The 22143-nt window shown below is 67.5% G+C and carries 23 protein-coding genes and 2 pseudogenes; 19 read left to right on the plus strand and 6 right to left on the minus strand.

From position 1 onward, the window contains the following. Positions 1 to 89: 89 nt before the first annotated feature. Positions 90 to 605 carry a peptide-methionine (S)-S-oxide reductase MsrA gene (gene msrA, locus B9D87_RS20150; protein WP_007769325.1) on the minus strand — a complete coding sequence of 172 codons (516 nt, stop codon included), beginning with the start codon at positions 603 to 605 and terminating at the stop codon, positions 90 to 92. A 130-nt stretch (positions 606 to 735) separates the two neighbouring features. Here msrA and B9D87_RS20155 point away from each other — a divergent pair, with 130 nt between their 5' ends. The 4 genes from B9D87_RS20155 (at position 736) to B9D87_RS20170 (ending at position 3595) form a co-directional block, all read left to right on the plus strand. Further along, entirely contained in the window at positions 736 to 1242 is a 507-nt protein-coding gene (locus B9D87_RS20155) for a nuclear transport factor 2 family protein (RefSeq protein ID WP_007769322.1), read from the plus strand. Then, positions 1239 to 2258 carry an NAD-dependent epimerase/dehydratase family protein gene (locus tag B9D87_RS20160; protein WP_007769321.1) on the plus strand — a complete coding sequence of 340 codons (1020 nt, stop codon included), beginning with the start codon at positions 1239 to 1241 and terminating at the stop codon, positions 2256 to 2258. Before B9D87_RS20155 ends, B9D87_RS20160 begins: the two co-directional genes overlap by 4 nt. Before the next feature lie 80 nt (positions 2259 to 2338). Then, positions 2339 to 3166, plus strand: coding sequence for a class I SAM-dependent methyltransferase (locus B9D87_RS20165; protein ID WP_007769320.1), 828 nt, complete (start codon positions 2339 to 2341; stop codon positions 3164 to 3166). Positions 3167 to 3214: 48 nt separating this feature from the next. Beyond that, positions 3215 to 3595 carry a DUF427 domain-containing protein gene (locus B9D87_RS20170; protein ID WP_007769319.1) on the plus strand — a complete coding sequence of 127 codons (381 nt, stop codon included), beginning with the start codon at positions 3215 to 3217 and terminating at the stop codon, positions 3593 to 3595. Here the strand turns inward: B9D87_RS20170 and B9D87_RS20175 are convergent. Next, positions 3589 to 3990: a nuclear transport factor 2 family protein gene (locus B9D87_RS20175; protein WP_040629471.1), complete on the minus strand. Its 402-nt coding sequence runs from the start codon at positions 3988 to 3990 to the stop codon at positions 3589 to 3591. The two genes, B9D87_RS20170 and B9D87_RS20175, sit on opposite strands and share 7 nt — an antisense overlap. A gap of 60 nt (positions 3991 to 4050) precedes the next feature. On the opposite strand from B9D87_RS20175, the gene B9D87_RS20180 reads away from it, so the two are divergent. The 9 genes from B9D87_RS20180 (at position 4051) to B9D87_RS20220 (ending at position 13447) form a co-directional block, all read left to right on the plus strand. Further along, positions 4051 to 4962 (plus strand): DNA-3-methyladenine glycosylase family protein, encoded by a 912-nt coding sequence (locus tag B9D87_RS20180; RefSeq protein ID WP_007769317.1) that lies wholly within the window; start codon positions 4051 to 4053, stop codon positions 4960 to 4962. A gap of 89 nt (positions 4963 to 5051) precedes the next feature. Beyond that, positions 5052 to 5600 carry a Dps family protein gene (locus tag B9D87_RS20185; RefSeq protein WP_007769316.1) on the plus strand — a complete coding sequence of 183 codons (549 nt, stop codon included), beginning with the start codon at positions 5052 to 5054 and terminating at the stop codon, positions 5598 to 5600. Positions 5601 to 5745: 145 nt separating this feature from the next. Continuing rightward, positions 5746 to 6732, plus strand: coding sequence for a pirin family protein (locus tag B9D87_RS20190; RefSeq protein WP_007769315.1), 987 nt, complete (start codon positions 5746 to 5748; stop codon positions 6730 to 6732). 2 nt (positions 6733 to 6734) lie between these two features. Further along, positions 6735 to 7370 (plus strand): TetR/AcrR family transcriptional regulator, encoded by a 636-nt coding sequence (locus B9D87_RS20195; protein ID WP_040629469.1) that lies wholly within the window; start codon positions 6735 to 6737, stop codon positions 7368 to 7370. A 76-nt stretch (positions 7371 to 7446) separates the two neighbouring features. Further along, positions 7447 to 8388 carry a class I SAM-dependent methyltransferase gene (locus B9D87_RS20200; protein ID WP_040629465.1) on the plus strand — a complete coding sequence of 314 codons (942 nt, stop codon included), beginning with the start codon at positions 7447 to 7449 and terminating at the stop codon, positions 8386 to 8388. 25 nt (positions 8389 to 8413) lie between these two features. Continuing rightward, positions 8414 to 9355, plus strand: a complete 942-nt coding sequence (locus tag B9D87_RS20205; RefSeq protein WP_007769307.1) for a class I SAM-dependent methyltransferase — start codon at positions 8414 to 8416, stop codon at positions 9353 to 9355. Between the two features lie 109 nt (positions 9356 to 9464). Continuing rightward, complete coding sequence (locus B9D87_RS20210) at positions 9465 to 11030, plus strand: LCP family protein (protein ID WP_007769306.1); 1566 nt, start codon at positions 9465 to 9467, stop codon at positions 11028 to 11030. A gap of 110 nt (positions 11031 to 11140) precedes the next feature. Next, positions 11141 to 12571, plus strand: a complete 1431-nt coding sequence (locus B9D87_RS20215; RefSeq protein ID WP_007769303.1) for an aldehyde dehydrogenase family protein — start codon at positions 11141 to 11143, stop codon at positions 12569 to 12571. A gap of 12 nt (positions 12572 to 12583) precedes the next feature. Next, positions 12584 to 13447: an SDR family oxidoreductase gene (locus B9D87_RS20220; RefSeq protein WP_007769300.1), complete on the plus strand. Its 864-nt coding sequence runs from the start codon at positions 12584 to 12586 to the stop codon at positions 13445 to 13447. 27 nt (positions 13448 to 13474) lie between these two features. Here the strand turns inward: B9D87_RS20220 and B9D87_RS20225 are convergent, their stop codons facing one another. Both B9D87_RS20225 and B9D87_RS20230 read right to left on the minus strand, forming a co-directional pair. After that, positions 13475 to 14299, minus strand: coding sequence for a tyrosine-protein phosphatase (locus tag B9D87_RS20225; protein ID WP_007769298.1), 825 nt, complete (start codon positions 14297 to 14299; stop codon positions 13475 to 13477). Then, positions 14296 to 15512: pseudogene (locus B9D87_RS20230) on the minus strand (acyl-CoA dehydrogenase family protein). Before B9D87_RS20230 ends, B9D87_RS20225 begins: the two are co-directional and overlap by 4 nt. Before the next feature lie 116 nt (positions 15513 to 15628). On the opposite strand from B9D87_RS20230, the gene B9D87_RS20235 reads away from it, so the two are divergent. From B9D87_RS20235 to B9D87_RS20250, 4 genes are all read left to right on the plus strand, one after another. Further along, positions 15629 to 16090, plus strand: coding sequence for a nuclear transport factor 2 family protein (locus B9D87_RS20235; RefSeq protein ID WP_007769293.1), 462 nt, complete (start codon positions 15629 to 15631; stop codon positions 16088 to 16090). A gap of 142 nt (positions 16091 to 16232) precedes the next feature. After that, entirely contained in the window at positions 16233 to 17327 is a 1095-nt protein-coding gene (locus tag B9D87_RS20240) for a Re/Si-specific NAD(P)(+) transhydrogenase subunit alpha (protein WP_040629463.1), read from the plus strand. Further along, a complete protein-coding gene (locus B9D87_RS20245) occupies positions 17328 to 17657 on the plus strand; it encodes an NAD(P) transhydrogenase subunit alpha part 2 (RefSeq protein ID WP_007769289.1) in 330 nt (109 codons plus the stop codon). It abuts the gene before it with no gap. Then, positions 17654 to 19078: an NAD(P)(+) transhydrogenase (Re/Si-specific) subunit beta gene (locus tag B9D87_RS20250; protein ID WP_007769287.1), complete on the plus strand. Its 1425-nt coding sequence runs from the start codon at positions 17654 to 17656 to the stop codon at positions 19076 to 19078. Before B9D87_RS20245 ends, B9D87_RS20250 begins: the two co-directional genes overlap by 4 nt. 28 nt (positions 19079 to 19106) lie before the next feature. Here B9D87_RS20250 and B9D87_RS26595 read toward each other — a convergent pair whose 3' ends face one another. Further along, positions 19107 to 19232, minus strand: a complete 126-nt coding sequence (locus B9D87_RS26595) for a hypothetical protein (protein ID WP_003874194.1) — start codon at positions 19230 to 19232, stop codon at positions 19107 to 19109. A gap of 158 nt (positions 19233 to 19390) precedes the next feature. Here B9D87_RS26595 and B9D87_RS20255 point away from each other — a divergent pair, with 158 nt between their 5' ends. Then, a complete protein-coding gene (locus B9D87_RS20255) occupies positions 19391 to 20026 on the plus strand; it encodes a TetR/AcrR family transcriptional regulator (protein ID WP_007769277.1) in 636 nt (211 codons plus the stop codon). Here B9D87_RS20255 and B9D87_RS20260 read toward each other — a convergent pair. Then, a pseudogene (locus tag B9D87_RS20260) lies at positions 20023 to 20912 on the minus strand (alpha/beta hydrolase). The gene B9D87_RS20255 and the pseudogene B9D87_RS20260 sit on opposite strands and share 4 nt — an antisense overlap. Before the next feature lie 114 nt (positions 20913 to 21026). On the opposite strand from B9D87_RS20260, the gene B9D87_RS20265 reads away from it, so the two are divergent. Continuing rightward, positions 21027 to 22127 carry an NAD(P)H-dependent amine dehydrogenase family protein gene (locus B9D87_RS20265; RefSeq protein ID WP_007769274.1) on the plus strand — a complete coding sequence of 367 codons (1101 nt, stop codon included), beginning with the start codon at positions 21027 to 21029 and terminating at the stop codon, positions 22125 to 22127. Positions 22128 to 22143: the final 16 nt, after the last annotated feature.

Below are 22143 nucleotides of genomic sequence, written 5' to 3' on the forward strand. Positions count from 1 at the left end.
CGCGGGATCGCGATGTCGATGTCGTCAGCGACATCGTTGCGTGCCGTTAACGGTGGCGCCGCACATTGCTCGGGAAGAGCCCGGCGCCACTACGGATTCGAGGTCGCCCGGCGCGGCAGTTTCCAGCCCGGGCGGATGAAGTGGCAGGTGTATCCGCTGGGATAGTGCTGCAGGTAGTCCTGGTGTTCGGGCTCGGCTTCCCAGAAGTCGCCGGCCGGGCTGACCTCGGTCACCACCTTGCCGGGCCACAGCCCGGACGCCTCGACGTCGGCAATGGTGTCCAGCGCGATGCGCTTCTGCTCGTCGTCGAGATAGAAGATCGCCGACCGGTAACTGGGTCCCCGGTCGTTGCCCTGCCGGTCTTTCGTTGTCGGATCGTGGATCTGGAAGAAGAACTCCAGGATCGTCCGGTAGTCGGTGACCGCAGGGTCGTAGACGATCTCGACCGCCTCGGCGTGGGTGCCGTGATTACGGTAGGTCGCGTTGGGGACGTCACCGCCGGTGTAACCGACCCGGGTCGAAACCACGCCCGGCTGCTTGCGGATCAGTTCCTGCATCCCCCAAAAGCAGCCGCCGGCGAGAATCGCTTTCTGCGTGTTGGTCATGTCATTGCCTCGCTTCGCTCGGGGGCCGAATAATCGCCGTCTTTCCCCGATTATCCTGATGTTCGTCGTCGGGTACACCTACGAGGCAAAGCTCTCGACAAACCACGGTAGAACGTGTTCTAGTTTTCGCGTGAACAGCCCGCAATTCTCGCGTAGCGAACTGGCCGCCGCCTTCGAGAAATTCGAAGCGACCGTCGATGCGGCGGCGCAATCGCACGACTGGGACGCCTGGGTCCAGCACTACACACCCGACGTCGTCTATATCGAACACGCGGCCGGCACCATGCATGGCCGCGACGAGGTCCGCGAGTGGATCAGCAAGACGATGGGCAGCTTTCCCGGCAGCCACATGGTCGCGTTCCCGTCGCTGTGGTCGGTGATCGACGAGCCCACCGGGCGCATCATCATGGAACTCGACAACCCGATGCGCGATCCCGGCGACGGCACGGTCATCGGCGCGACGAACATCTCGATCATCACCTACGCCGGTGACGGCCTGTGGTGTCAGCAGGAAGACATCTACAACCCGCTGCGCTTCGTGCAAGCGACGTTGAAGTGGTGCCGCAAGGCGCAGGAGCTCGGCACTCTCGACGCGGACGCAGCGCGATTCATGGAGCAGTTCGGAGGCGCCCAGTGACCACCAAACCGAAACTCGTGATCGGCGCCAACGGTTTTCTGGGTTCGCATGTGACCCGGCAGCTGGCCGCCGCCGGCGCGGACGTCCGGGCGATGGTGCGGCCGAACGCCAATACCCGCGCCATCGATGACCTTGCGCTGACCCGTTTTCACGGCGACGTGTTCGACACCGCCGTGCTGCGGGAGGCGATGGACGGTGTCGACGACGTCTATTACTGCGTCGTGGACACCCGCGCCTGGCTGCGCGATACCGCGCCGCTGTTTCGCACCAACGTCGAGGGGTTGCGCAACGTTCTCGACGTGGCCGTCGCGCAACCGGACCTGCGCCGGTTCATCTTCACCAGCACGTATGCGACCGTGGGCCGGCGCCGCGGACACGTCGCGACCGAGGAGGACGTCGTCGGCACCCGCGGCGTGTCGGACTACGTCAAGTCCCGGGTCCAGGCCGAGAACCTGGTGATGCGGTACGTGGCCGAGGCCGGGCTGCCCGCGGTGGCGATGTGCGTGTCGACGACTTACGGCAGCGGCGACTGGGGCCGCACCCCGCACGGCGCGTTCATCGCCGGCGCGGTCTTCGGCAAGCTGCCCTTCACGATGGAGGGCATCGAGCTCGAGGTCGTCGGTGTCACCGACGCCGCGCGGGCCATGATCCTGGCCGCCGAACACGGGCGCACCGGCGAGCGGTATCTGATCTCGGAGCGGATGATCGCGTTGAAAGAGGTGGTCCGGATCGCGGCCGACGAGGCCGGCGTGCCGCCGCCGCGGCGCTCGATCTCCGTCCCGGTGCTGTATGCGCTGGGCGCGCTGGGCAGCCTGCGGGCGCGCCTGAGCGGCAAGGACGCCGAACTCAGCCTGGCCTCGGTGCGCATGATGCGTGCCGAGGCGCCCGTCGACCACAGCAAGGCCGTGCGCGAATTGGGTTGGCAGCCGCGCCCGGTCGAGGAATCCATCCGCGAGGCGGCCCGGTTCTGGGCCGCGATGCGCGATGCCAAAGGCAGGAGTACGACTCCGGGCTGAACGCCACGCCGACCGCCGTTCAGGAGGCGCTGCGGGCGCATGGTGTGCGACTAACCTCGGGCGATGTGACTACCGCGCGAGTGCCCATCGATCTCACCGGGGCGCCCCAGACCATGCTGGCGACGTTGTACGCGAAGGCGCTGGACGCCGATTTCCCCAAACCGATCCTCGGCGATCGGTACGCGAAGGAGATCGTCGAGCGCATCGACTACGACTGGAAGAAGACGACCATCACCGCGCGGCGGGCGCCGTCGGTGACCACCCGCTCGGCGCACTTCGATGAGTGGACGCGCAAATTCCTTGCCGCGCATCCGCATTCGGTCGTGCTGCACCTTGGCTGCGGGCTGGACAGCCGATTCTTCCGCCTCCAGCCGGGCCCGGACGTGCAGTGGTACGACGTCGACTACCCCGAGGTCGCCGCGCTGCGCACGCAGCTCTACCCGAGCCGGGATCACTATCGCGTGATCGCGGCGTCCGTCACCGACCCGGCATGGCTGGCGGAAATCCCGGTCGACCGTCCCACGCTGATGATCGGGGAGGGGCTGACGATGTATCTCACCGAGCAGGACGGCACCGCGCTGCTGCGCCGGGTGGTCGGCCGGTTCGGTTCGGGGGAGCTGCAGTTCGACGTGTTCAATTGGCTCGGGATCAAGTCGCAGTGGCTCAACACCGTGGTGCGGCAGTCGGGGGCCACGCTGCGCTGGGCCATCAACGGGCCCGACGACATCGTCGAAGCCGTGCCGGGGGTGCGGCTGCTGGCCTGGGAACGATGGTTCGAGTCGTACACCTTCGCGCAGCTGCCCCTCTCATCCCGCGTCTTGGGCCGGTGCATGTCCCAGGTTCCGGCCGTTGCGAACATGTCGCAATACCACCGCTACGCATTCGGTCCGCCGGACGGGAAGCCTTGACCGCGGACACGCGTTGGACGACGGTAGGCGTCTGAAGGAGGAACCACCATGGCCCACCCGGAAATCAAAGAACCCAGCGCCGGGCATCCGATCACCATCGAGCCGACCAAGGGGCGGGTGCAAGTACGTGTCAACGGCGAGCTCGTCGCCGACACCACGGCAGCGCTGGGACTGCGCGAAGCCACTTTGCCCGCGGTGCAATACATTCCGATTGCCGACGTGATACAGGACCGGCTCACTCGGACGGACACCAGCACGTACTGCCCCTTCAAGGGCAATGCCAGCTACTACAGCGTGACCACCTCGGCCGGTGACACCGTCGACGATGTGATCTGGACGTACGAGCAGCCGTACCCGGCGGTCGAAAAGATTGCGGGGCACGTCGCGTTCTACCCCGACAAGGCCGACATCAGCGTCTCGGATCAGTAGGGGATCCACCCGGGCAGCGCGGTCGCGACCGCCCGGGTGTCGCTGTACAGCCGCATGGAGACGATCAGCCCGTCACGGGTGTCGAAGATGCACACGAACGGGCTGTCGTACTCGACGCCGGCGGTCGTGGTGCCGGTGGCCTGCGCCTCCACCACCACGGTTTCTCCCTCGTTGACGCAGCGCACCAGGTCGATGGTCAGTTCGAGCTCCTGTTTGCGTCGCTCGACACCTCGCCGGAATGCGTCCTTGCCGCAGGGAGTGCGCGTGTAGAGCGTCCAGTAGGTGAAGTCGTCACTGAGCAGGGCGAAGCCCTCGTCGAGATCGCCGCCGTCGCTGGTGCTCTGCAGGAACATCCAGGCCAGTTCGCCCTGCGGGTCATCGAACGGCGTCATCACAACGCAATATTGACTTGGCACGCAGTTCACGGTCAATCAGGGCAAGCGGGGAGTCGTCAGGTGCAGAGCGCGCGCACGGTCGTGTTTCCCGGAGCGGTCAGCTTCGGGCACACGCTGGCGCCGCTACGCCGCGGCCTCGGCGACCCATGTTTCCGGATGCCCGGTGACGGCTCGATCTGGCGCACCAGCCTGCTGCCCAGCGGGCCGGTCACGGCCCGGATCAGCCGCGTCGGGCCCGACATCGCGCACGGTGTGGCGTGGGGCGGCGGCGCGCAGGAGTTCATCGAAATGCTGCCCGCCATGCTGGGTTTCGAGGACGACGACTCGGACTTCGTGCCGCGGCATCCGACGGTGGCCGCCGCGTACCGGCGGGTTCCACACCTGCGCCTGGGCCGCACCGGGCTGGTGCTCGAGGCCCTGATCCCGGCGATCATCGAGCAGCGGGTGCCCGGTGCCGACGCGTTTCGCTCGTGGCGGTTGCTGGTGTCGAAGTACGGGACGCCCGCGCCGGGGCCTGCCCCGGATGGGATGCGGGTCATGCCGTCGGCGGAGGTGTGGCGCAACATTCCGTCGTGGGAGTTTCATCGCGCCAACGTCGACCCGCGGCGGGCGCAGACGCTGGTGACCTGTGCGCGGCGCGCCGACTCGCTGGAACGGCTGGTGTCTCGGCCGGCCGTGCAGGCGCGTGAGGCGTTGACGTCGCTGCCGGGGGTGGGGGAGTGGACCGCCGCCGAGACCGCGCAACGCGCGTTCGGCGACGCGGACGCACTGTCGGTGGGCGACTACCACATTCCGAAAATGATCGGCTGGACGTTGCTGGGCCGGCCCGTCGACGACGCGGGCATGGTCGAATTGCTCGAGCCGATGCGGCCGCACCGTCAGCGGGTGGTCCGGCTGCTCGAAGCCAGCGGACTGGCATACGAGCCCCGCCGCGGGCCGCGGCTACCGGTGCAGCAAATCCACTCGCTGTGATCCATCGCGTTTTTCAACTGGGCCATCGGGTACCCAACGGGGCAAGTAACCGTGCGTGAACCTCATGGAAGGAAGCTAGGAAAGAAGCGATGACTCAGTTCACCATCCCGGGATTGACCGACAAGCAGGCGGCGCGGCTCACCGAGCTGCTGCAAAAGCAACTGAGCACCTACAACGATCTTCACCTGACGCTGAAGCACATTCACTGGAACGTGGTTGGCCCCAACTTCATCGGCGTGCACGAGATGATCGACCCGCAAGTGGACGCCGTTCGCGGATTTGCCGACGATGTAGCGGAACGCATTGCGGCCCTTGGTGCTTCGCCGCAAGGAACGCCCGGTGCCATCATCAAGGACCGTTCGTGGGACGACTACTCCGTCGGCCGCGACACGGTCCAGGCGCACTTGGCCGCGCTGGACCTCGTCTACACGGGCGTCATCGAGGACATCCGCCAATACATCGACGAGACAGACGAACTCGACCAGGTGACCCAGGATCTGCTGATCGGCCAGGCGGGGCAACTGGAGAAGTTCCAATGGTTCGTCCGCGCGCACCTGGAGAGCGCCGGTGGCGAGCTGGCGCACAAGGGCAAGAGCACCGAGAAGGAGGCCGCCAGCAGCGCTCGTGGCAAATCCTGAGTCGCCCGGCTACGACTAGGCTCCACGCATTCGCCCCGGCATCGCACGCCGGGGCGAATGTCTTGGCGGGCATGCGGGCCGAGCGCTCCGGAATAAGTGGACCGTAGTCCGGTTATATAAGGCATCCAATATATGAGGAGGCCAGATGCCTGCAGTTACGGCTAACACGCTGACGTTGCCACGAGTCAGCGGTCCCGGCCCCGCCGACACCGAGCGGCCGGTCCGATCGATCACCACCGGCCCTCGCGGCTACGAGGGCGAGGGTTTCCCCGTGGTCCGCGCGTTTGCGGGAGTCAGCTCCGCCGCGCTGGATCCCTTTGTGCACATGGACCAGATGGGCGAGGTCGACTACCAGCCGGGGGAGCCCCGGGGCACCGACTGGCATCCGCACCGCGGCTTCGAGACGGTCACCTACATGCTCGACGGGAAGTTCGCGCACCAGGACTCGCACGGTGGTGGCGGCCTGATCACCGACGGCGCGACGCAGTGGATGACGGCCGGCTCGGGCATCCTGCACATCGAGACGCCGCCGGCCGAGCTGGTCGACAGCGGCGGGCTCTTCCATGGCGTCCAGCTCTGGGTGAACCTGCCCAAGAAAGACAAGTTCGCGCCCCCGCGCTATCAGTCCATCGAAGGCGGCGACGCCGCGTTGCTCGCGTCCGAGGACGGCGGGGCGCTGATCCGCGTCATCGCCGGCGACATCGACGGCCACCGGGGCCCCGGCATCACCCACACCCCGATCACCCTGGCGCACGCGACCGTCGAGAACGGGGCCCAACTGAACATCCCGTGGCGGCGCGACTTCAACGCGCTGGTGTACGTGCTGTCCGGCAGCGGTTACGTCGGCCCGGTGGCCCACCCGGTCCACCAGGGCCAGTTGGCGGTCCTGGGCCCCGGCGACCGGATCACCGTGGGGGCCCGGCCGGATTCCGGTACCACGCCCGTTCGCGGAGCCATTGATTTGCTGCTGCTGGGCGGCCGTCCGATTCGCGAGCCGGTATTCCACTACGGGCCTTTCGTGATGAACACCCGCGCAGAATTGATCGAGGCGCTCGAGGACTACCAGGCCGGGAAATTTGGCAGCATTCCGCCAAATGCGCTAATGCCGCACCGCGGGGGTGGCACACTCTAGCAATGCTCCCACGGGGGAACCGCAGGCCAGGGCGTCCGCCTGCCGCCAAGGCCGACGAGACGCGGCAGCGGATCATCCAAGCTGCCCGTTTGGTCTTCAGTGAACGCGGCTACGACGGCGCGACGTTCCAGGCCATCGCGGCGCGCGCGGATCTCACCCGGCCCGCGATCAACCATTACTTCTCGAGCAAGCGGGCGCTTTATCGGGAGGTTCTGGATGACACCAACGAATTCGTGATCGGAGCCGGGATCAAGCAGGCCGAGCGTGAGACCACGCTGGCGGCGCAGCTGACCGCATTCATTGCCGAAGCGACCAGAGCCAATTCGAAGAATCCCGCGGGATCTGCCTTTTTAATCACCGGCGTGCTGGAATCGCAGCGGCATCCGGATTTGACGGGGACCGATAACGATTCCGTGCGGATCGCCCGCGATTTTCTGCTGCGCGTCATCAACGAGGCGATCGAGCGCGGCGAAATCGTGGCGGACGTCGACGCGACGGTGATGGCCGAGGCGCTGCTCGTTCTCGTCTGCGGGGTGGGCGTGTATGCGGGCTACGTGGAGAGCCCGGAAAACCTGCTGGCGCTCGTCGGCGTGATGCGCCAGCTGCTGGAAGGCGCGTTTCGCAAGCCGGAGGCCTAGCAGCGCGCCGAGGCGCAGTGAAGTTGCCCACAAAGCGTATAGGCTAACTAACTTATCCCGGTACCATGGGCGAGATATGACTGACCTGGATGCCTCGCCACCGCCTTCCGTGCGGTCCGCCGGCGACAGTTGGACCATCACCGAACTCGTCGGCGCCACCGCGCTGGGCGTCGCCGCGTCGCGCGCCGCGGAAACCGCCGGACCCGATCCCTTGATCCGTGACGACTTCGCGCGGCTGTTGGTTTCGTCGGCCGGGCCCGCGTGGGCGCGGCTGGCCGACCCCGAACTTGGCTGGCTCGACGGCGACGAGCACGGGCAGCGCGCCCATCGATGCGGCATCGACTATCAGGCCGTGCGGACCCACTTCTTCGACGAATACTTCGCGAACGCCGCCGGCGCCGGCATCCGGCAAGTGGTGATCCTGGCCGCCGGGCTCGACTCCCGCGCGTACCGGCTGGACTGGCCGGCCGGCACCACGGTCTACGAGATCGACCAACCGCAGGTGCTGGAGTACAAGGCCGGCATCCTGCAGCAGCACGGCGCCGTGCCGTCCGCCCTCCGGCACCCGGTCGCGGTGGACCTGCGTGACGATTGGCCCGCCGCGCTGACCGCCGCCGGATTCGACCGCACCCGGCCCACCGCGTGGCTGGCCGAAGGGCTGCTCCCGTACCTGCCCAGCGACGCCCAGGACCGGCTCTTCGAGATGGTCACCGCGCTCAGCGCGCCGGACAGCCAGATCGCCATCGAGATGTTCGGCTTGAATTCCCGCAGCAATTCGCAGCGCTGGCTGCGGATGCGCGACCGACTCGGGCTGGACGTCAACGTCCAGGCGCTGACCTACCACGAGCCGGACCGTTCGGACGCGGCCGCATGGCTGGCCGACCACGGCTGGCACGTGCACAGCGTGAGCAACCGCGACGAGATGGCTCGCCTGGGCCGTCCGGTGCCCGACGACCTGACTGACGAGGCGGTCAGCAGCACGCTGCTGCGGGCGCGCCTCGGCAAGCCCACCGCCTGACCGGATCCAGCCAAGGAGCACCGCCATGAGTTCACTGCGCACCCACGACGACACCTGGGACATCAAGAGCAGCGTCGGCACCACCGCGGTCATGGTGGCCGCCGCCCGGGCCATCGAGACCGAGCAGCCCGACGCGCTGATCCGCGACCCCTACGCCCGGCTGCTCGTCAACAACGCCGGCGCCGAGGTCTTGTGGGAGGCCATGCTCGACCCGGAGGTCGTGGCCAAGATCGAAGCCATCGACGAAGAATCCGCCGCCCGCATGCAGCACATGCGCGGTTATCAGGCGGTGCGGACCCACTTCTTCGACTCATACTTCGCCGACGCCGTCGCCGCCGGGATCCGGCAGGTGGTCATCCTCGCGTCAGGACTGGACTCGCGGGCGTACCGCCTCGACTGGCCGGCCGGCACCACGGTTTACGAGATCGACCAGCCCCAAGTGCTGGACTACAAGACCACCACGCTGGCCGAAAGCGGCGCCAAGCCGTCCGCCGATCGTCGCGAAGTGGCAATCGACCTGCGGGAAGACTGGCCGTCCGCGCTGCGCGCCGCCGGATTCGACCCGGCCCAGCCGACCGCCTGGCTGGCCGAGGGGTTGCTGATGTACCTGCCCGCCGAGGCGCAGGACAAGCTGTTCACCCAGATCGGCGAGCTGAGCCCCGCGGGCAGCCGGGTCTCCGCCGAAACCGCGCCGATGCACGCCGAAGAGCGGCGCCAGCAGATGCGGGAACGGTTCAAGAAGGTGGCCGCCGAACTCGGCCTGGAGGAGACGGTCGACGTCGGCGAGCTGATGTACCGCGACGAGCACCGCGCGAACCTCGCCGACTGGCTCAACGACCACGGCTGGCGAGCTACGGCACAGAACTCGATCGACGAGATGCACCGCCTGGGCCGCGGCGTGCAGAGTTCCGAGGTGGACGAAGACCGCGACGCCTTCTCCGACTTCGTAGTCGCCAAGCGGCTGTAACCGCCCGCGCCGCATCCGGCCGGCGCGCGCCACGTCGCACGTCCGCCGTGGGCTCGCGGCGGCGGCTACCGGGAATTCGCCTGGTCATCAGGGACAATGGTCACTCATTATGGCCAGTGGCGAAGCCGATCGATCGCACCGCTGGGCGCTGCGAAAGGGCAGGTTCGTTGCCGCCGTCGCTTCGGCCGCGGTCATGGCGATCACCGGCATGGGCTGGACGGGCTATCACACCGCGCTGGGCAAGATCATCATCTCGCATGCACTGTCGAACGCGGCCACGACGCTGGACGGCAACCAGAACATCCTGCTGATGGGCCTGGACAGCCGGCTGGACCAGAACGGTAAGCCACTGCCGCAGGACGTCTACGAGGCGCTGCACGCCGGTGACGAGAGCTCGGGCGGCTACAACGCCAATGTCCTTATCGTCGTGCATATTTCGGACGGCGACGGCCCGGTCACCGCCATATCCATCCCGCGTGACGACTACGCGGAGTTGCCGGGGTGCCCGGGTTCGGTGTGCGCCGGCAAGATCAAGCAGGCATACGGGCTGGCCTACCAGCAGTCGCTGAATTCGCAGGCGGCCGGGAATTCCGGCGGGGCGGGCGCCAACAACCTGACCGCTCGCGAGCAGACCGCGCGCGAGGCAGGCCGCAAGGCCGAGATCAACGCCGTCAACGACTTCCTCGGCATCTCGGTGGACCACTTCGTCGAGGTCACGCTGGGCGCGTTCTTCCAAATCGCCAAGGCCGTCGAGCCGATCACGGTGTGCCTCAACGCCGATACCCGGGACAGCTATTCGGGTGCAGACTTCCACCAGGGGGTCCAACGCATCGATGCCGCCGACGCGATGGCGTTCGTGCGGCAGCGGCGCGACGAAAACGACGGCTCCTTCACCGATTTCGACCGCACGCGGCGACAGCAGGCGTTCCTGGTGTCGCTGGTGAACGCGGCCCGCAGCGGCGGCGCGCTGTCCAGCGTGAGCGGGCTGCGCAAACTGCTGCAGGTCGCCCGCGACAACGTCGCCGTCGACGACGGCCTGGACATCATGGAATTCGCTTCGCGCGCCACGCAACTGAGCGAGCGGCCGCTGTCGCTCTACACCCTGCCGATCGCCGGATTCGGCAAAGACGCCAACGGGTCCGACATCAATCAGGTCGACCTGCCGACCATCCGGCGCATCGTCAACGAGCGCTTCATGTCGGATACACCGGTCGCGCTGCAGGCCGCATCACCGGCCGCCCAGCCACTGCCCGCGCCGGCCGAACCCGCGATTCTGGACGTCGTCAACGCCACCTCACGGGACGGGCTCGCCGGCGCCGTCGAGGAGGCCTTCGCCGGCCGCGGCTTCACCCGCGGCAGCGCCACCACCGCGGCGGTCCCGGCCGACGACAGCGTCATCGAGTACGGCCCCGGGGCCGACCGGGCCGCACAGGTCCTGGCCGATCAACTGCACCTGCCGGCGACGGCGAACAACGACGTGGCCGCCGGCACCGTGCGGCTGACCGTGGGAGCGCATTTTCCCGCGGGGGACTACCTGGCCCACCCCGGTGCGACGACCGACCTGTCCGGGTCCGGGCAGGTGAGTGCCGTGGCCGCCACCGGAACCGGCGACCGCGCCCCGGCCCCGACCGACCTCAGCCAGATGACCGCCGCGAACGTCCCCTGCGTCAAGTAACCGGGTTTGGCCGGATCCTTTCTATTGCTCTCCCAACCGGATGGTTAGTATCGCGGTTATCACCGATGAGCGGCCGCCACGCGGCGGGACCCTGCTCGGGAAGGACAATGATGACCACCGAATCGGTTGCATCGAAGGCCTCGCTTTCCAAGGACTCCACGAACGGGACCGCACCGGTCGATATCCCCGCAACCGTTGCCCGGCTTCGCCAGACCTTCGCGACCGGACGCACCCGCGACATCGAATGGCGCAAGCGCCAGCTGCTGGCGCTGGAGAAGATGATGAACGACAACGAGGGCGCCATCATGGAGGCCCTCGCCAAGGATCTGGGCCGCGGCCCGTTCGAGGCCTGGCTCGCCGATATCGCCAGCACCTCGGGTGAGGCCAAGGACGCGGCGAAGAACGTCAAGAAGTGGACGCGCCGCAAGTACCGGCTGTTGGAGATGTCGCAACTGCCCGGGCGGGGCTGGATCGAGTACGAGCCGTACGGGACCGTGCTGATCATCGGCGCGTGGAACTTCCCGTTCGTCTTGACACTTGGCCCCGCGGTCGGCGCCATCGCGGCGGGCAACACGGTGGTCATGAAGCCCTCGGAGGTGTGCCCGGCGTCGTCGGCGGTGATGGCCGACTTGGTGCCGAAATACCTCGACAACGACGCGATCGCCGTGATCGAGGGCGACGCCGCGTGCAGCCAGGAACTCATCGCGCAGGGCTTCGACCACATCTGCTTCACCGGTGGCACCGAGATCGGCCGCAAGGTGTACGAGGCCGCCGCACCGCATCTGACCCCGGTCACCCTCGAACTCGGCGGCAAGAGCCCCGTGATCGTGGCGGCGGACGCGGACGTGGACGTCGCGGCCAAGCGCATTGCCTGGACCAAGCTGATCAACTCCGGTCAGATCTGCATCGCCCCGGACTACGTGCTCGCCGACGCGAAGATCCGCGACGAACTCGTCGCCAAGATCAAGGACGCGATCACGACGTTCGAGGCGAACAATCCCGCCGGAAAGCGCATCGTCAACGAGCGCCACTTCGCACGGCTCACCGCATCGCTGGCAGCGACCAAGGGCGACGTCGTCGCCGGCGGCGGTTCGGACGCGTCGAACATCAGCATCCAGCCCACCGTCGTGGTCGACCCCGACCCCTCCGAATCGCTGATGACCGACGAGATCTTCGGACCGATCCTGCCGATCGTGACCGTCCAATCCCTGGACGAGGCAATCAGTTTCGTGAACTCCCGGCCCAAACCGCTGGCCGCTTACCTGTTCACCAAGACCAAGAGCATTCGCGAGCGGGTGATCAAGGAGGTCGCCGCGGGCGGCATGGTGATCAACCACCTGCTGTTCCACTTCGCCACCAACAAACTGCCGTTCGGCGGTGTCGGCCCTTCGGGGATGGGCGCGTATCACGGCAAGTTCGGCTTCGAGCAGTTCAGCCACCGCAAAGCCGTGATGACCAAGCCGACCCGACCCGATGTCGGCGCGTTCATCTATCCCCCGTATACAGAAAAGGCTTTGAAGCTCGCCAAACGGCTGTTCTGAGAGAGGAAACCAATGCCCGGAGTGCAGGATCGCGTCATCGTCGTCACCGGAGCCGGCGGAGGACTGGGCCGTGAGTATGCCCGGACCCTCGCCAAGGAGGGCGCCAGCGTCGTCGTCAACGACCTCGGCGGTTCGCGTGACGGAACGGGCGCCGGCCACAACATGGCCGACGAAGTGGTCAAGGAGATCAAGGACGCCGGCGGGCGGGCGGTCGCCAACTACGACAGCGTCGCCGAGCCCGAGGGCGCCGAGAACATCATCAAAACCGCGCTCGACGAATTCGGCGCCGTGCACGGCGTGGTCAGCAACGCCGGCATCCTGCGCGACGGCACCTTCCACAAGATGTCGTTCGAGAACTGGGACGCCGTGCTCAAGGTGCACCTCTACGGCGGCTACAACGTCATCCGCGCCGCGTGGCCGCACTTCCGCGAGCAGAGCTTCGGCCGCGTGGTCGTCGCCACCTCCACCAGCGGGCTGTTCGGCAACTTCGGCCAAACCAACTACGGCGCGGCCAAACTCGGCCTGGTCGGCCTGATCAACAGCCTGGCGCTGGAGGGTGCGAAGTACAACATCCACGCCAACGCCGTCGCCCCGATCGCGGCGACCCGCATGACCGAGGACATCCTTCCCAAGGAAGTGCTCGAGAAGCTGACGCCCGAGTATGTCGCCCCGGTGGTGGCCTACCTGTGCACCGAGGAAAACCCCAACAGTGCTTCGGTTTTCGTGGTCGGTGGCGGCAAGGTGCAGCGTGTCGCGCTGTTCCAGAACAAGGGCGTCAACTACGACCAGCCGCCGACGGTGGAAGACATCGCCTCGCAGTGGGGCGAGATCACCGACCTGTCCGCGGCGAAGCAGGCCGATTTCAAGCTGGGGTAAGCCGGTCGCGACCGGGTGGTCCGCGAGTCAGGCGAGCAGTTCGCCGCGCAGGCGTTTTACGTCCGCCTCGCTGACCCCCGCGTCGCGCAGATAGTTGTTCAGCGACCCGAATTCCCGGTCGATGGTCTGGCGCGCGGCGTCCAGGTATTCGGGGCGTACGCCCAGGACACCGTCGGCCAGCCGGGCCTTGGTGAATGTGACGACCTCCGGGGTCAATTCGACGTCGGACCGTTTCTGGATCATCTCGTAGATGTGGTCGCGCAGTTGGGGCACCGCGGCGTTGCTGCGCAGGTAGTCGGCGACGATGGTGTCGCGATCGACGTCGAGCACCTCCAGCACCGTGGCGATCACGAAACCCGTGCGGTCCTTGCCCGCGAAGCAGTGCGTGAGCACCGAGCGACCGGCGGCCAGCATCGAAAAGACTTGTCGCACAGCGCGTTGCGCCCCGTTGCGGGTCGGGAACTGCCGGTACTCGTCGATCATGTGCCGGACGGCGGCCTCGTTGACCTCTTCGTCGGATTGGCCGGTGTCACCCTCGAAGAGCCGCCGAAACGCGGTCTCGTGCGGCGCGTCGTCGTCGCTGGGCTGGTCGTCGCCGAGGTCGGGCAGGGGGAGCCGGTGAATCGCGATGCCGTCCGGAACCAGACCCGGACCGCGTCGGGTGACTTCCTGATTCGCCCGCAGGTCGGCGACGTCGGTGATGCCCAACTCGCGCAGCGTGGCGCGGCCCTGGTCGTCGAGCCGGCTCAACTCACCGGAGCGGAACAACCGCCCGGGCCGAAGGGCGGACGCGCCGTCGGCGACGTCGCGAAAGTTCCACGCTCCGGACAGTTCTCGCAACGCCTCGGTCATTCTCCGGTGACCGCCGCGGCGAAGGCCGACTGTTCGCGGCCGATCTCGGTGCGCGCGATCGTTCGCATGTGCACCTCGTCGGGCCCGTCGAAAATCCGCATGGCGCGGTGCCAGCCGTAGAGGCGGGCCAGCACCGTGTCGTCGCTGACGCCGGCGGCGCCGTGCACCTGGATCGCGCGGTCGATGACGTCGCAGGCCACCTGCGGTGCCACCGCCTTGATCTGTGACACGAGCAGGTGGGCGGCCTTGTTGCCGTGCTGGTCGATGGTCCACGCGGCCTTCTCGCAGAGCAACCGGGCTTGGTCGATCTCGTTGCGGGACTTGGCAATCGCCTGCTGCACCAGGCCCTGGTCGGCCAGCGGCCGGCCGAAGGCGATGCGGTTGTTGGCGCGGTGCACCATCAGAGCCAGGGCGCGCTCGGCGCCGCCGAGCGCGCGCATGCAGTGGTGGATGCGGCCCGGGCCGAGCCGGGCCTGGGCGATGGCGAAGCCGCCGCCCTCCTCACCGAGCAGGTTGGTGGCCGGCACCCGGACGTTGTCGTAGACGATCTCGCAGTGCCCGTGCTGGTCCTGCCAGCCGAACACCGACGTGGAGCGCAGCACGCTCACGCCCGGGGTGTCGATCGGCACCAGCACCATCGACTGCTGCTGGTGACTCGCGGCCTCGGGGTTGGTGCGGCCCATCACGATCAGGATCTTGCAGCGCGGGTCGGCTGCTCCCGAGGTCCACCACTTGCGCCCGTTGATGACGTAGTCGGAGCCGTCGCGCACGATGGCCGTCTGGATGTTGCGGGCGTCGCTGCTCGCGACGGCCGGCTCGGTCATCGAGAAGGCGCTGCGGATCTCGCCGGCCAACAACGGCTCCAGCCACTGCTTGCGCTGCTCCTCGGTGGCGAACAGGTGCAGGGTCTCCATGTTCCCGGTGTCCGGCGCCGCGCAGTTGACCGCCTCGGGTGCCAGCTCCAGGCTCCACCCGGTCAGCTCGGCCAGCGGGGCGTATTCGAGGTTGGTCAGCCCCGACTCGGCCGGCAGGAACAGGTTCCACAGGCCGCGCTCCTTGGCCTTGGTTTTGAGTTCCTCGATGACGGGGGGAACGGTGTGATCGTTGGGCCGGCCTCGTGGCGGTAGCTGTCGTATTCGGCCTCGGCCGGAAAGACGAACTCGGTCATGAAGTCGGACAGTCGCTTGTGGTAGTCGCTGGCTTTGGCCGACATCGCGAAGTCCATGCCCGTCACGATAGGACACGTGTCGAGTCGCCGCGTTTCCGGTCGTCAGCGCGATGCTTAAGCCGCGGTGAAACCGTGCCGGCGCGGGCGGCACGATAGAGGGCATGAGTGAATCCCGCCCCCCGTTGCCTCCGTTCACCCACGAAACCGCGCTGCAGAAGGTGCAGGCCGCCGAGGACGCGTGGAACAGCTGCGATCCTGAGCGGGTCAGCCTGGCCTACACGGTCGATTCGCACTGGCGCAATCGGGGCGAGCGGATCATCGGCCGCAACGAGATCGTGGCGTTTTTGACCCGCAAGTGGGAGCGCGAGCTCGATTACTCGCTGCGCAAGAGCCTGTGGAGCTTCAACGGCAACCGCATCGCCGTGCGGTTCCAGTACGAGTGCCACGACCAGTCCGGCCAGTGGTACCGCAGCTACGGCAACGAGCTGTGGGAGTTCACCGAGTCGGGACTGATGGCGCGCCGCGAGGCCAGCATCAACGACGTGCCCATCGACGAATCGCAGCGCCGCTACTTCGGGCCCCGCCCGGAGTCCGAACACGGCCAGGAAATCCCGCTCTGGTAGCCGCACAACGGGGGTATCCCGCCGTGGGGGTTGGCGCGTCCATGGTGAAACCTGGTTAAGGTAGCGAAGCGCGCGGCCGAGCCGGCGCCACGCCCATCGGCAGGGACAGTACGGGAAAGTACGGAAAGTAGATGTACGCGCCATGACAAATGCGCAGACGACGGTAGGAGTGGTCGCCGAATCCGGCGCCGACGAGCGGCGGGTCGCGCTGGTGCCGAAGGCGGTCGCGTCGCTGGTGAACAGCGGCGTGGCGGTGGTGGTCGAGTCCGGTGCGGGCGAACGGGCGCTGCTGCCCGACGCCCTGTACACCGAGGCCGGGGCCAGCATCGGGGACGCGTGGGCCGCCGACGTGGTGGTCAAGGTCGCGCCGCCGACCCAGGCCGAGGTCGCCAAGCTGCACAGCGGCCAGACGCTGATCGGTTTCCTCGCGCCGCGCAACGCCGAGAACTCGATCGGTGCCCTGAAGCAGGCCGGCGTGCAGGCGTTCGCGCTCGAGGCCATCCCGCGGATCTCGCGGGCCCAGGCGATGGACGCGCTGTCGTCGCAGGGCAACGTCTCCGGTTACAAGGCCGTGCTGCTCGCGGCGTCGGAGTCCACCCGGTTCTTCCCGATGCTGACGACGGCGGCCGGCACCGTGAAGCCCGCCACCGTGCTGGTGCTCGGCGTCGGCGTGGCCGGGCTGCAGGCGCTGGCGACGGCCAAGCGGCTGGGCGCGCGCACCACCGGGTACGACGTCCGACCCGAGGTGGCCGACCAGGTGCGCTCGGTGGGCGCGCAGTGGCTCGACATCGGCATCGACGCCTCCGGTGAGGGCGGCTACGCCCGAGAGCTCACCGACGAGGAGCGCGCCCAGCAGCAGAAGGCCCTGGAACTGGCGATCAGCGGGTTCGACGTCGTGATCACCACGGCGCTGGTCCCCGGACGCCCGGCGCCGCGCCTGGTCACCGCCGCCGCGGTCGAAGCGATGAAGCCCGGCAGTGTGGTGGTGGACCTCGCCGGCGAGACCGGGGGCAACTGCGAGCTCACCGAGCCCGGGCAGACGGTGGTCAAGCACGACGTCACCATCGCCTCGCCGCTGAACCTGCCGGCCACCATGCCCGAGCACGCCAGCGAGCTGTACAGCAAGAACATCACCGCCCTGCTGGACCTGCTGATCACCGACGGCAAGCTGGCTCCCGACTTCGACGACGAGGTCGTCGCGGAGTCATGTGTGACGCGCGATCGGAAGGACTCGTAGATGTACGACGAGCTATTGGCCAACCTGGCGATCCTGGTGCTGTCCGGATTCGTCGGGTTCGCGGTCATCTCCAAGGTGCCCAACACGCTGCACACGCCGCTGATGTCGGGCACCAACGCCATCCACGGCATCGTGGTGCTGGGCGCGCTGGTGGTGTTCGGCTCGGTCGAGCACCCCTCGCTGGCGGTGCAGATCATCCTGTTCGTCGCGGTGGTGTTCGGAACCCTGAACGTCATCGGCGGGTTCATCGTCACCGACCGGATGCTGGGCATGTTCAAGGGCAAGAAGAAACCTCTGCCCGCTGCGAGTGAGGAGCCGGCCGCCAAATGAACTACTTGGTAATCGGCCTCTACATCATTTCGTTCGCCCTGTTCATCTACGGCCTGATGGGTCTGACCGGGCCCAAGACGGCGGTGCGGGGCAACCTGATCGCCGCGGTGGGTATGGCCATCGCGGTGGCGGCCACGCTGATCAAGATCCGCCACACCGACCAGTGGGTGCTGATCATCGCCGGCCTGGTGGTGGGCGTATTGCTCGGCGTCCCGCCGGCCCGCTACACCAAGATGACCGCGATGCCGCAGCTGGTGGCGTTCTTCAACGGCGTCGGCGGTGGCACGGTCGCGCTGATCGCGCTCTCGGAATTCATTGAGACCAGCGGCTTTTCGGCCTTCCAGCACGGCGAGTCGCCGACGGTGCACATCGTGGTGGCGTCGTTGTTCGCCGCGATCATCGGCTCGATCTCGTTCTGGGGATCGATCATCGCGTTCGGCAAGCTGCAGGAGATCATCTCCGGCTCGCCGATCGGCTTCGGTAGGGCGCAGCAGCCGATCAACCTGCTGCTGCTGGCCGCCGCCGTGGCCGCCGCGGTGGTGATCGGTCTGCACGCCCATCCGGGCAGCGGTGGGGCGCCGCTGTGGTGGATGATCGCGCTGCTCGCCGCCGCGGGTGTGCTCGGCCTGATGGTGGTGCTGCCCATCGGTGGCGCCGACATGCCGGTGGTCATCTCGCTGCTGAACGCGATGACCGGGCTCTCGGCCGCGGCCGCGGGCCTGGCGCTGAACAACACCGCGATGATCGTGGCCGGCATGATCGTCGGGGCGTCCGGTTCGATCCTGACCAACCTGATGGCCAAGGCCATGAACCGCTCGATCCCGGCGATCGTCGCCGGCGGCTTCGGCGGCGGCGGGGTGGCACCGAGCGGCGGCGACGCCGGCGACAAGACCGTCAAGGCCACCTCGGCCGCCGACGCCGCGATCCAGATGGCCTACGCCAACCAGGTGATCGTGGTGCCCGGCTACGGCCTGGCCGTCGCGCAGGCCCAGCACGCCGTGAAGGACATGGCGGCCCTGCTGGAGAACAAGGGCGTCACGGTGAAGTATGCGATCCACCCGGTGGCGGGCCGGATGCCCGGGCACATGAACGTGTTGCTGGCCGAGGCCGAGGTCGACTACGACGCCATGAAGGACATGGACGACATCAACGACGAATTCGGCCGGACCGACGTCGCGATCGTCATCGGCGCCAACGACGTCACCAACCCGGCGGCCCGCAACGACGCGTCCAGCCCGATCTACGGCATGCCGATCCTGAACGTCGACAAGGCCAAGTCGGTGATTGTGCTCAAGCGGTCGATGAATTCCGGCTTTGCCGGCATCGACAACCCGCTGTTCTACGGCGAGGGCACCAGCATGCTGTTCGGCGACGCTAAGAAATCGGTGACCGAGGTCGCCGAGGAACTCAAGGCGCTCTAACGACGAAAAGCGCCTGTGCGCTCGGTGTTTAGACGGGCGGGTACGCCGGCGGCGGGTATCCGTTTCCGTCGGTGACCCCGCGCAGTCCCCAGGTGAGGTAGCGCATGAAGAACTCGATCTCGTCGCTTCCGTCGTAATCCGGACTCGGATCCATCGGCCCCACCTCTCGACTCATCGCGCTCGATGAGGAGTCTAGTCGCATACGGCTGCACGTGACACCCGGCGTTTTGCATAAACTGTCCAACCAGTTGATTGATAGCTATTCTGGCCGAACCGGCCCTGGCCTGGCCATACCGACGATAGTGAGAACAGATGCCCAGCGACAGCATCACCCCTAACGGGCTGACCCGCCGCGAAGAACTGCTGGCGGTCGCCACCAAGCTGTTTGCGGCGCGCGGCTATCACGGCACCCGGATGGACGACGTGGCCGACGTGATCGGCCTGAACAAGGCGACCGTCTACCACTACTACGCCAGCAAGTCGCTGATCCTCTACGACATCTACCGCCAGGCCGCCGAGGGCACGCTGGCCGCCGTGCACGACGACCCGTCCTGGACCGCGCGCGAGGCCCTCTACCAGTACACCGTCCGGCTGCTCACCGGCATCGCCAGCGATCCGGAACGCGCCGCGGTGTACTTCCAGGAGGCGCCCTACATCACCGAATGGTTCACCAGCGAGCAGGTCGCCGAGGTCCGCGAGAAGGAAACCCAGGTCTACCAACACGTGCACGGCCTGATCGACCGCGGGATCGCCAGTGGCGAGTTCTATGAGTGCGACTCGCATGTGGTGGCGTTGGGCTACATCGGGATGACGCTGGGCAGCTACCGCTGGCTGCGGCCCAGCGGCAGGCGTTCGGCCAAGGAGATCGCCGCCGAGTTCAGCACCGCGCTGCTGCGCGGGCTGATCCGCGACGAAGCCATCCGCACCACGTCTCCACTGGGGCCCTAACCGCGCAGGTGCTTGTCGAGGAACGCGATCTGGTCGGCCACGACACGGTCGAAGGCGTCGTCGACGTAGATCGCGAAATGTCCCTCGGGATACAGCCTGACTTCGCCGCGGGGCGCCCTGGCCGCATGGCGCAGCGTCGCCTTCGCGGGGGCCACTGAGTCGGCCTCGCACACGCAGAACAGGATCGGGCAGGCGATCTCGGGGGTGTGGCGGCCGGGGCGATAGCCGAAGACCTGCAATGCGATTCGGGCGGCGACCTCGTTGCGGAAGTCCAGCCCGTCGGGCACCAGCCGCAGGTAGCCCGCGTAGGCGTCGGGCGTGTTCATCAATGCGACCTCGCCGGGCTTGCCGGCGGTCGCAACCATCACCGGCGGGCGGCCCGCCGGCGCGCGAGCAGGTCGCGCACCACCCGCGCGGTGATGCGCGCGGCGATCAACGGGTTGGTGATGGTGCGCGCCGACGCGAGGCCGTCGGTGAAGGGACATTGCGCGACGGCCGCGGCGATGCCGGGCAGCCGGGCCGCGCTGGCGATCACGTGACCGCCCGCAAAGGACGTGCCCCACAACGCGATCCGGTCGGGGTCGATCCCCGGGAGGGTGCGAGCGTAGGCGACGGCCGCGGCCCAGTCGGCGAGCTGCATGCCCACGTCGAGCACCTGACGCGGCCGGCCCTCGCTGTCGCCGAAGTTGCGGTAGTCGAACACCAGGCAGGCGTAGCCGGCGGCGCTGAACCGCTCGGCATACGCGTCCAGGCGCATGCCGCGCACCGCGCCCAGGCCATGCGCCATCACCAGCAGTGGTGCGGGCCCGTCGCCCGGCGGCCGGTAGAGCCAAGCGCTGATCAGGTCGTCGCCGGAGGTGAACCGAACGTCTTCGCGTGGTGTCATCAGGGTTTGATTCTGCCCCCGCGGGCCGCGTGCCGCCGGGTAGGTATGCTGCCCAAAATTTATGGACTACTGTCTAGAAAAGTTGTCCAGGGTTTTACAGGGACGGAGACTCTCATGGCGATCCGCGTCGCGCACGTCGGAACCGGAAATGTCGGAGGGCTGGCCCTCGCCGAACTGATCACCAACCCCCAGTTCGAGCTGATCGGGGTGTGCGTCTCGACTCCGGAGAAGGTGGGCAAGGACGCCGGCGAGCTGTGTGGCGTCGGCCTGGACGGCGGTGTCGTCACCGGCGTCACGGCGGTCGACGACCTGGACGCGATCATCGCCGCCAAGCCCGACTGCGTCGTCTACTGCGCGATGGGTGACACCCGGCTACCCGAGGCGATGGCCGACGTCATGCGCATCCTGGCCGCAGGCATCAACGTCGTCGGCTCGTCGCCGGGCCTGCTGCAGTACCCGTGGGGCGTCATGCCAGACAAGTACATCGCGCGCGTGGAAGACGCTGCCAAGCAAGGCAATTCGAGCATCTTCATCAGTGGCGTCGATCCGGGGTTCGCCAACGACCTGATCCCGTTCGCGCTCGCCGGCACCTGTCAGCGCATCGAGCAGGTGCGCTGCATGGAGATTCACGACTACGCGTCGTACAACGGGACCGAGGTCATGGACTACATGGGGTTCGCCAAGCCCATGGACCAAGTCCCGATGCTGCTGCAGCCGGGCATCCTCAGCATCGCCTGGGGCACCGCGATCCGTCAGCTCGCCACCGGCCTCGGCATCGAAGTCGACGAGATCACCGAGTCCTACCAGCGCGAGCCCGCGCCGGAGGACTTCGACATCGCGGTCGGTCACGTGGCCAAGGGCACCGTGGCCGTGCTGCAGTTCGAAATTCGCGGCATGGTCAAGGGCCACCCCGCCATCGTCATCGAGCACGTCACCCGGTTGCGGCCGGACCTGCGCCCCGATCTGCCCCAGCCCGCCTCCGGCGACGGCTCCTACCGCGTCGAGATCACCGGCGAGCCGTCGTATGCGGTCGACATCATCCCGAGCAGCCGCAAGGGCGACCACAACCACGCGGCGATCGCGGGCGCCGCGGGCCGTGTGGTCAACGCCATCCCCGCCGTGATCGCGGCGCCGCCGGGCATCCGCACCACTCTCGACTTGCCGCTGGTAACGGGCAAAGGCCTTTACGCACCAAGCACTTTGGTGACCACCTAAATCGAAAGGAGACCCA

Origin of the sequence: Mycobacterium colombiense CECT 3035 (genome assembly GCF_002105755.1) — a bacterium.
GTDB classification, from domain to species: domain Bacteria; phylum Actinomycetota; class Actinomycetes; order Mycobacteriales; family Mycobacteriaceae; genus Mycobacterium; species Mycobacterium colombiense.

Bases quoted from the DNA above. Each gene is read 5' to 3' on its own strand.
- B9D87_RS20265 (WP_007769274.1), top strand. From the start codon at position 21,027: ATGGCGATCCGCGTCGCGCACGTCGGAACCGGAAATGTCGGAGGGCTG.
- B9D87_RS20245 (WP_007769289.1), top strand. From the start codon at position 17,328: ATGTACGACGAGCTATTGGCCAACCTGGCGATCCTGGTGCTGTCCGGA.
- B9D87_RS20220 (WP_007769300.1), top strand. From the start codon at position 12,584: ATGCCCGGAGTGCAGGATCGCGTCATCGTCGTCACCGGAGCCGGCGGA.
- B9D87_RS20240 (WP_040629463.1), top strand. From the start codon at position 16,233: ATGACAAATGCGCAGACGACGGTAGGAGTGGTCGCCGAATCCGGCGCC.
- B9D87_RS20255 (WP_007769277.1), top strand. From the start codon at position 19,391: ATGCCCAGCGACAGCATCACCCCTAACGGGCTGACCCGCCGCGAAGAA.
- B9D87_RS20205 (WP_007769307.1), top strand. From the start codon at position 8,414: ATGAGTTCACTGCGCACCCACGACGACACCTGGGACATCAAGAGCAGC.
- B9D87_RS20250 (WP_007769287.1), top strand. From the start codon at position 17,654: ATGAACTACTTGGTAATCGGCCTCTACATCATTTCGTTCGCCCTGTTC.
- B9D87_RS26595 (WP_003874194.1), bottom strand. From the start codon at position 19,232: ATGGATCCGAGTCCGGATTACGACGGAAGCGACGAGATCGAGTTCTTC.
- B9D87_RS20235 (WP_007769293.1), top strand. From the start codon at position 15,629: ATGAGTGAATCCCGCCCCCCGTTGCCTCCGTTCACCCACGAAACCGCG.
- B9D87_RS20185 (WP_007769316.1), top strand. From the start codon at position 5,052: ATGACTCAGTTCACCATCCCGGGATTGACCGACAAGCAGGCGGCGCGG.
- B9D87_RS20225 (WP_007769298.1), bottom strand. From the start codon at position 14,299: ATGACCGAGGCGTTGCGAGAACTGTCCGGAGCGTGGAACTTTCGCGAC.
- msrA (WP_007769325.1), bottom strand. From the start codon at position 605: ATGACCAACACGCAGAAAGCGATTCTCGCCGGCGGCTGCTTTTGGGGG.
- B9D87_RS20200 (WP_040629465.1), top strand. From the start codon at position 7,447: ATGACTGACCTGGATGCCTCGCCACCGCCTTCCGTGCGGTCCGCCGGC.
- B9D87_RS20190 (WP_007769315.1), top strand. From the start codon at position 5,746: ATGCCTGCAGTTACGGCTAACACGCTGACGTTGCCACGAGTCAGCGGT.
- B9D87_RS20195 (WP_040629469.1), top strand. From the start codon at position 6,735: ATGCTCCCACGGGGGAACCGCAGGCCAGGGCGTCCGCCTGCCGCCAAG.
- B9D87_RS20170 (WP_007769319.1), top strand. From the start codon at position 3,215: ATGGCCCACCCGGAAATCAAAGAACCCAGCGCCGGGCATCCGATCACC.
- B9D87_RS20215 (WP_007769303.1), top strand. From the start codon at position 11,141: ATGACCACCGAATCGGTTGCATCGAAGGCCTCGCTTTCCAAGGACTCC.
- B9D87_RS20210 (WP_007769306.1), top strand. From the start codon at position 9,465: ATGGCCAGTGGCGAAGCCGATCGATCGCACCGCTGGGCGCTGCGAAAG.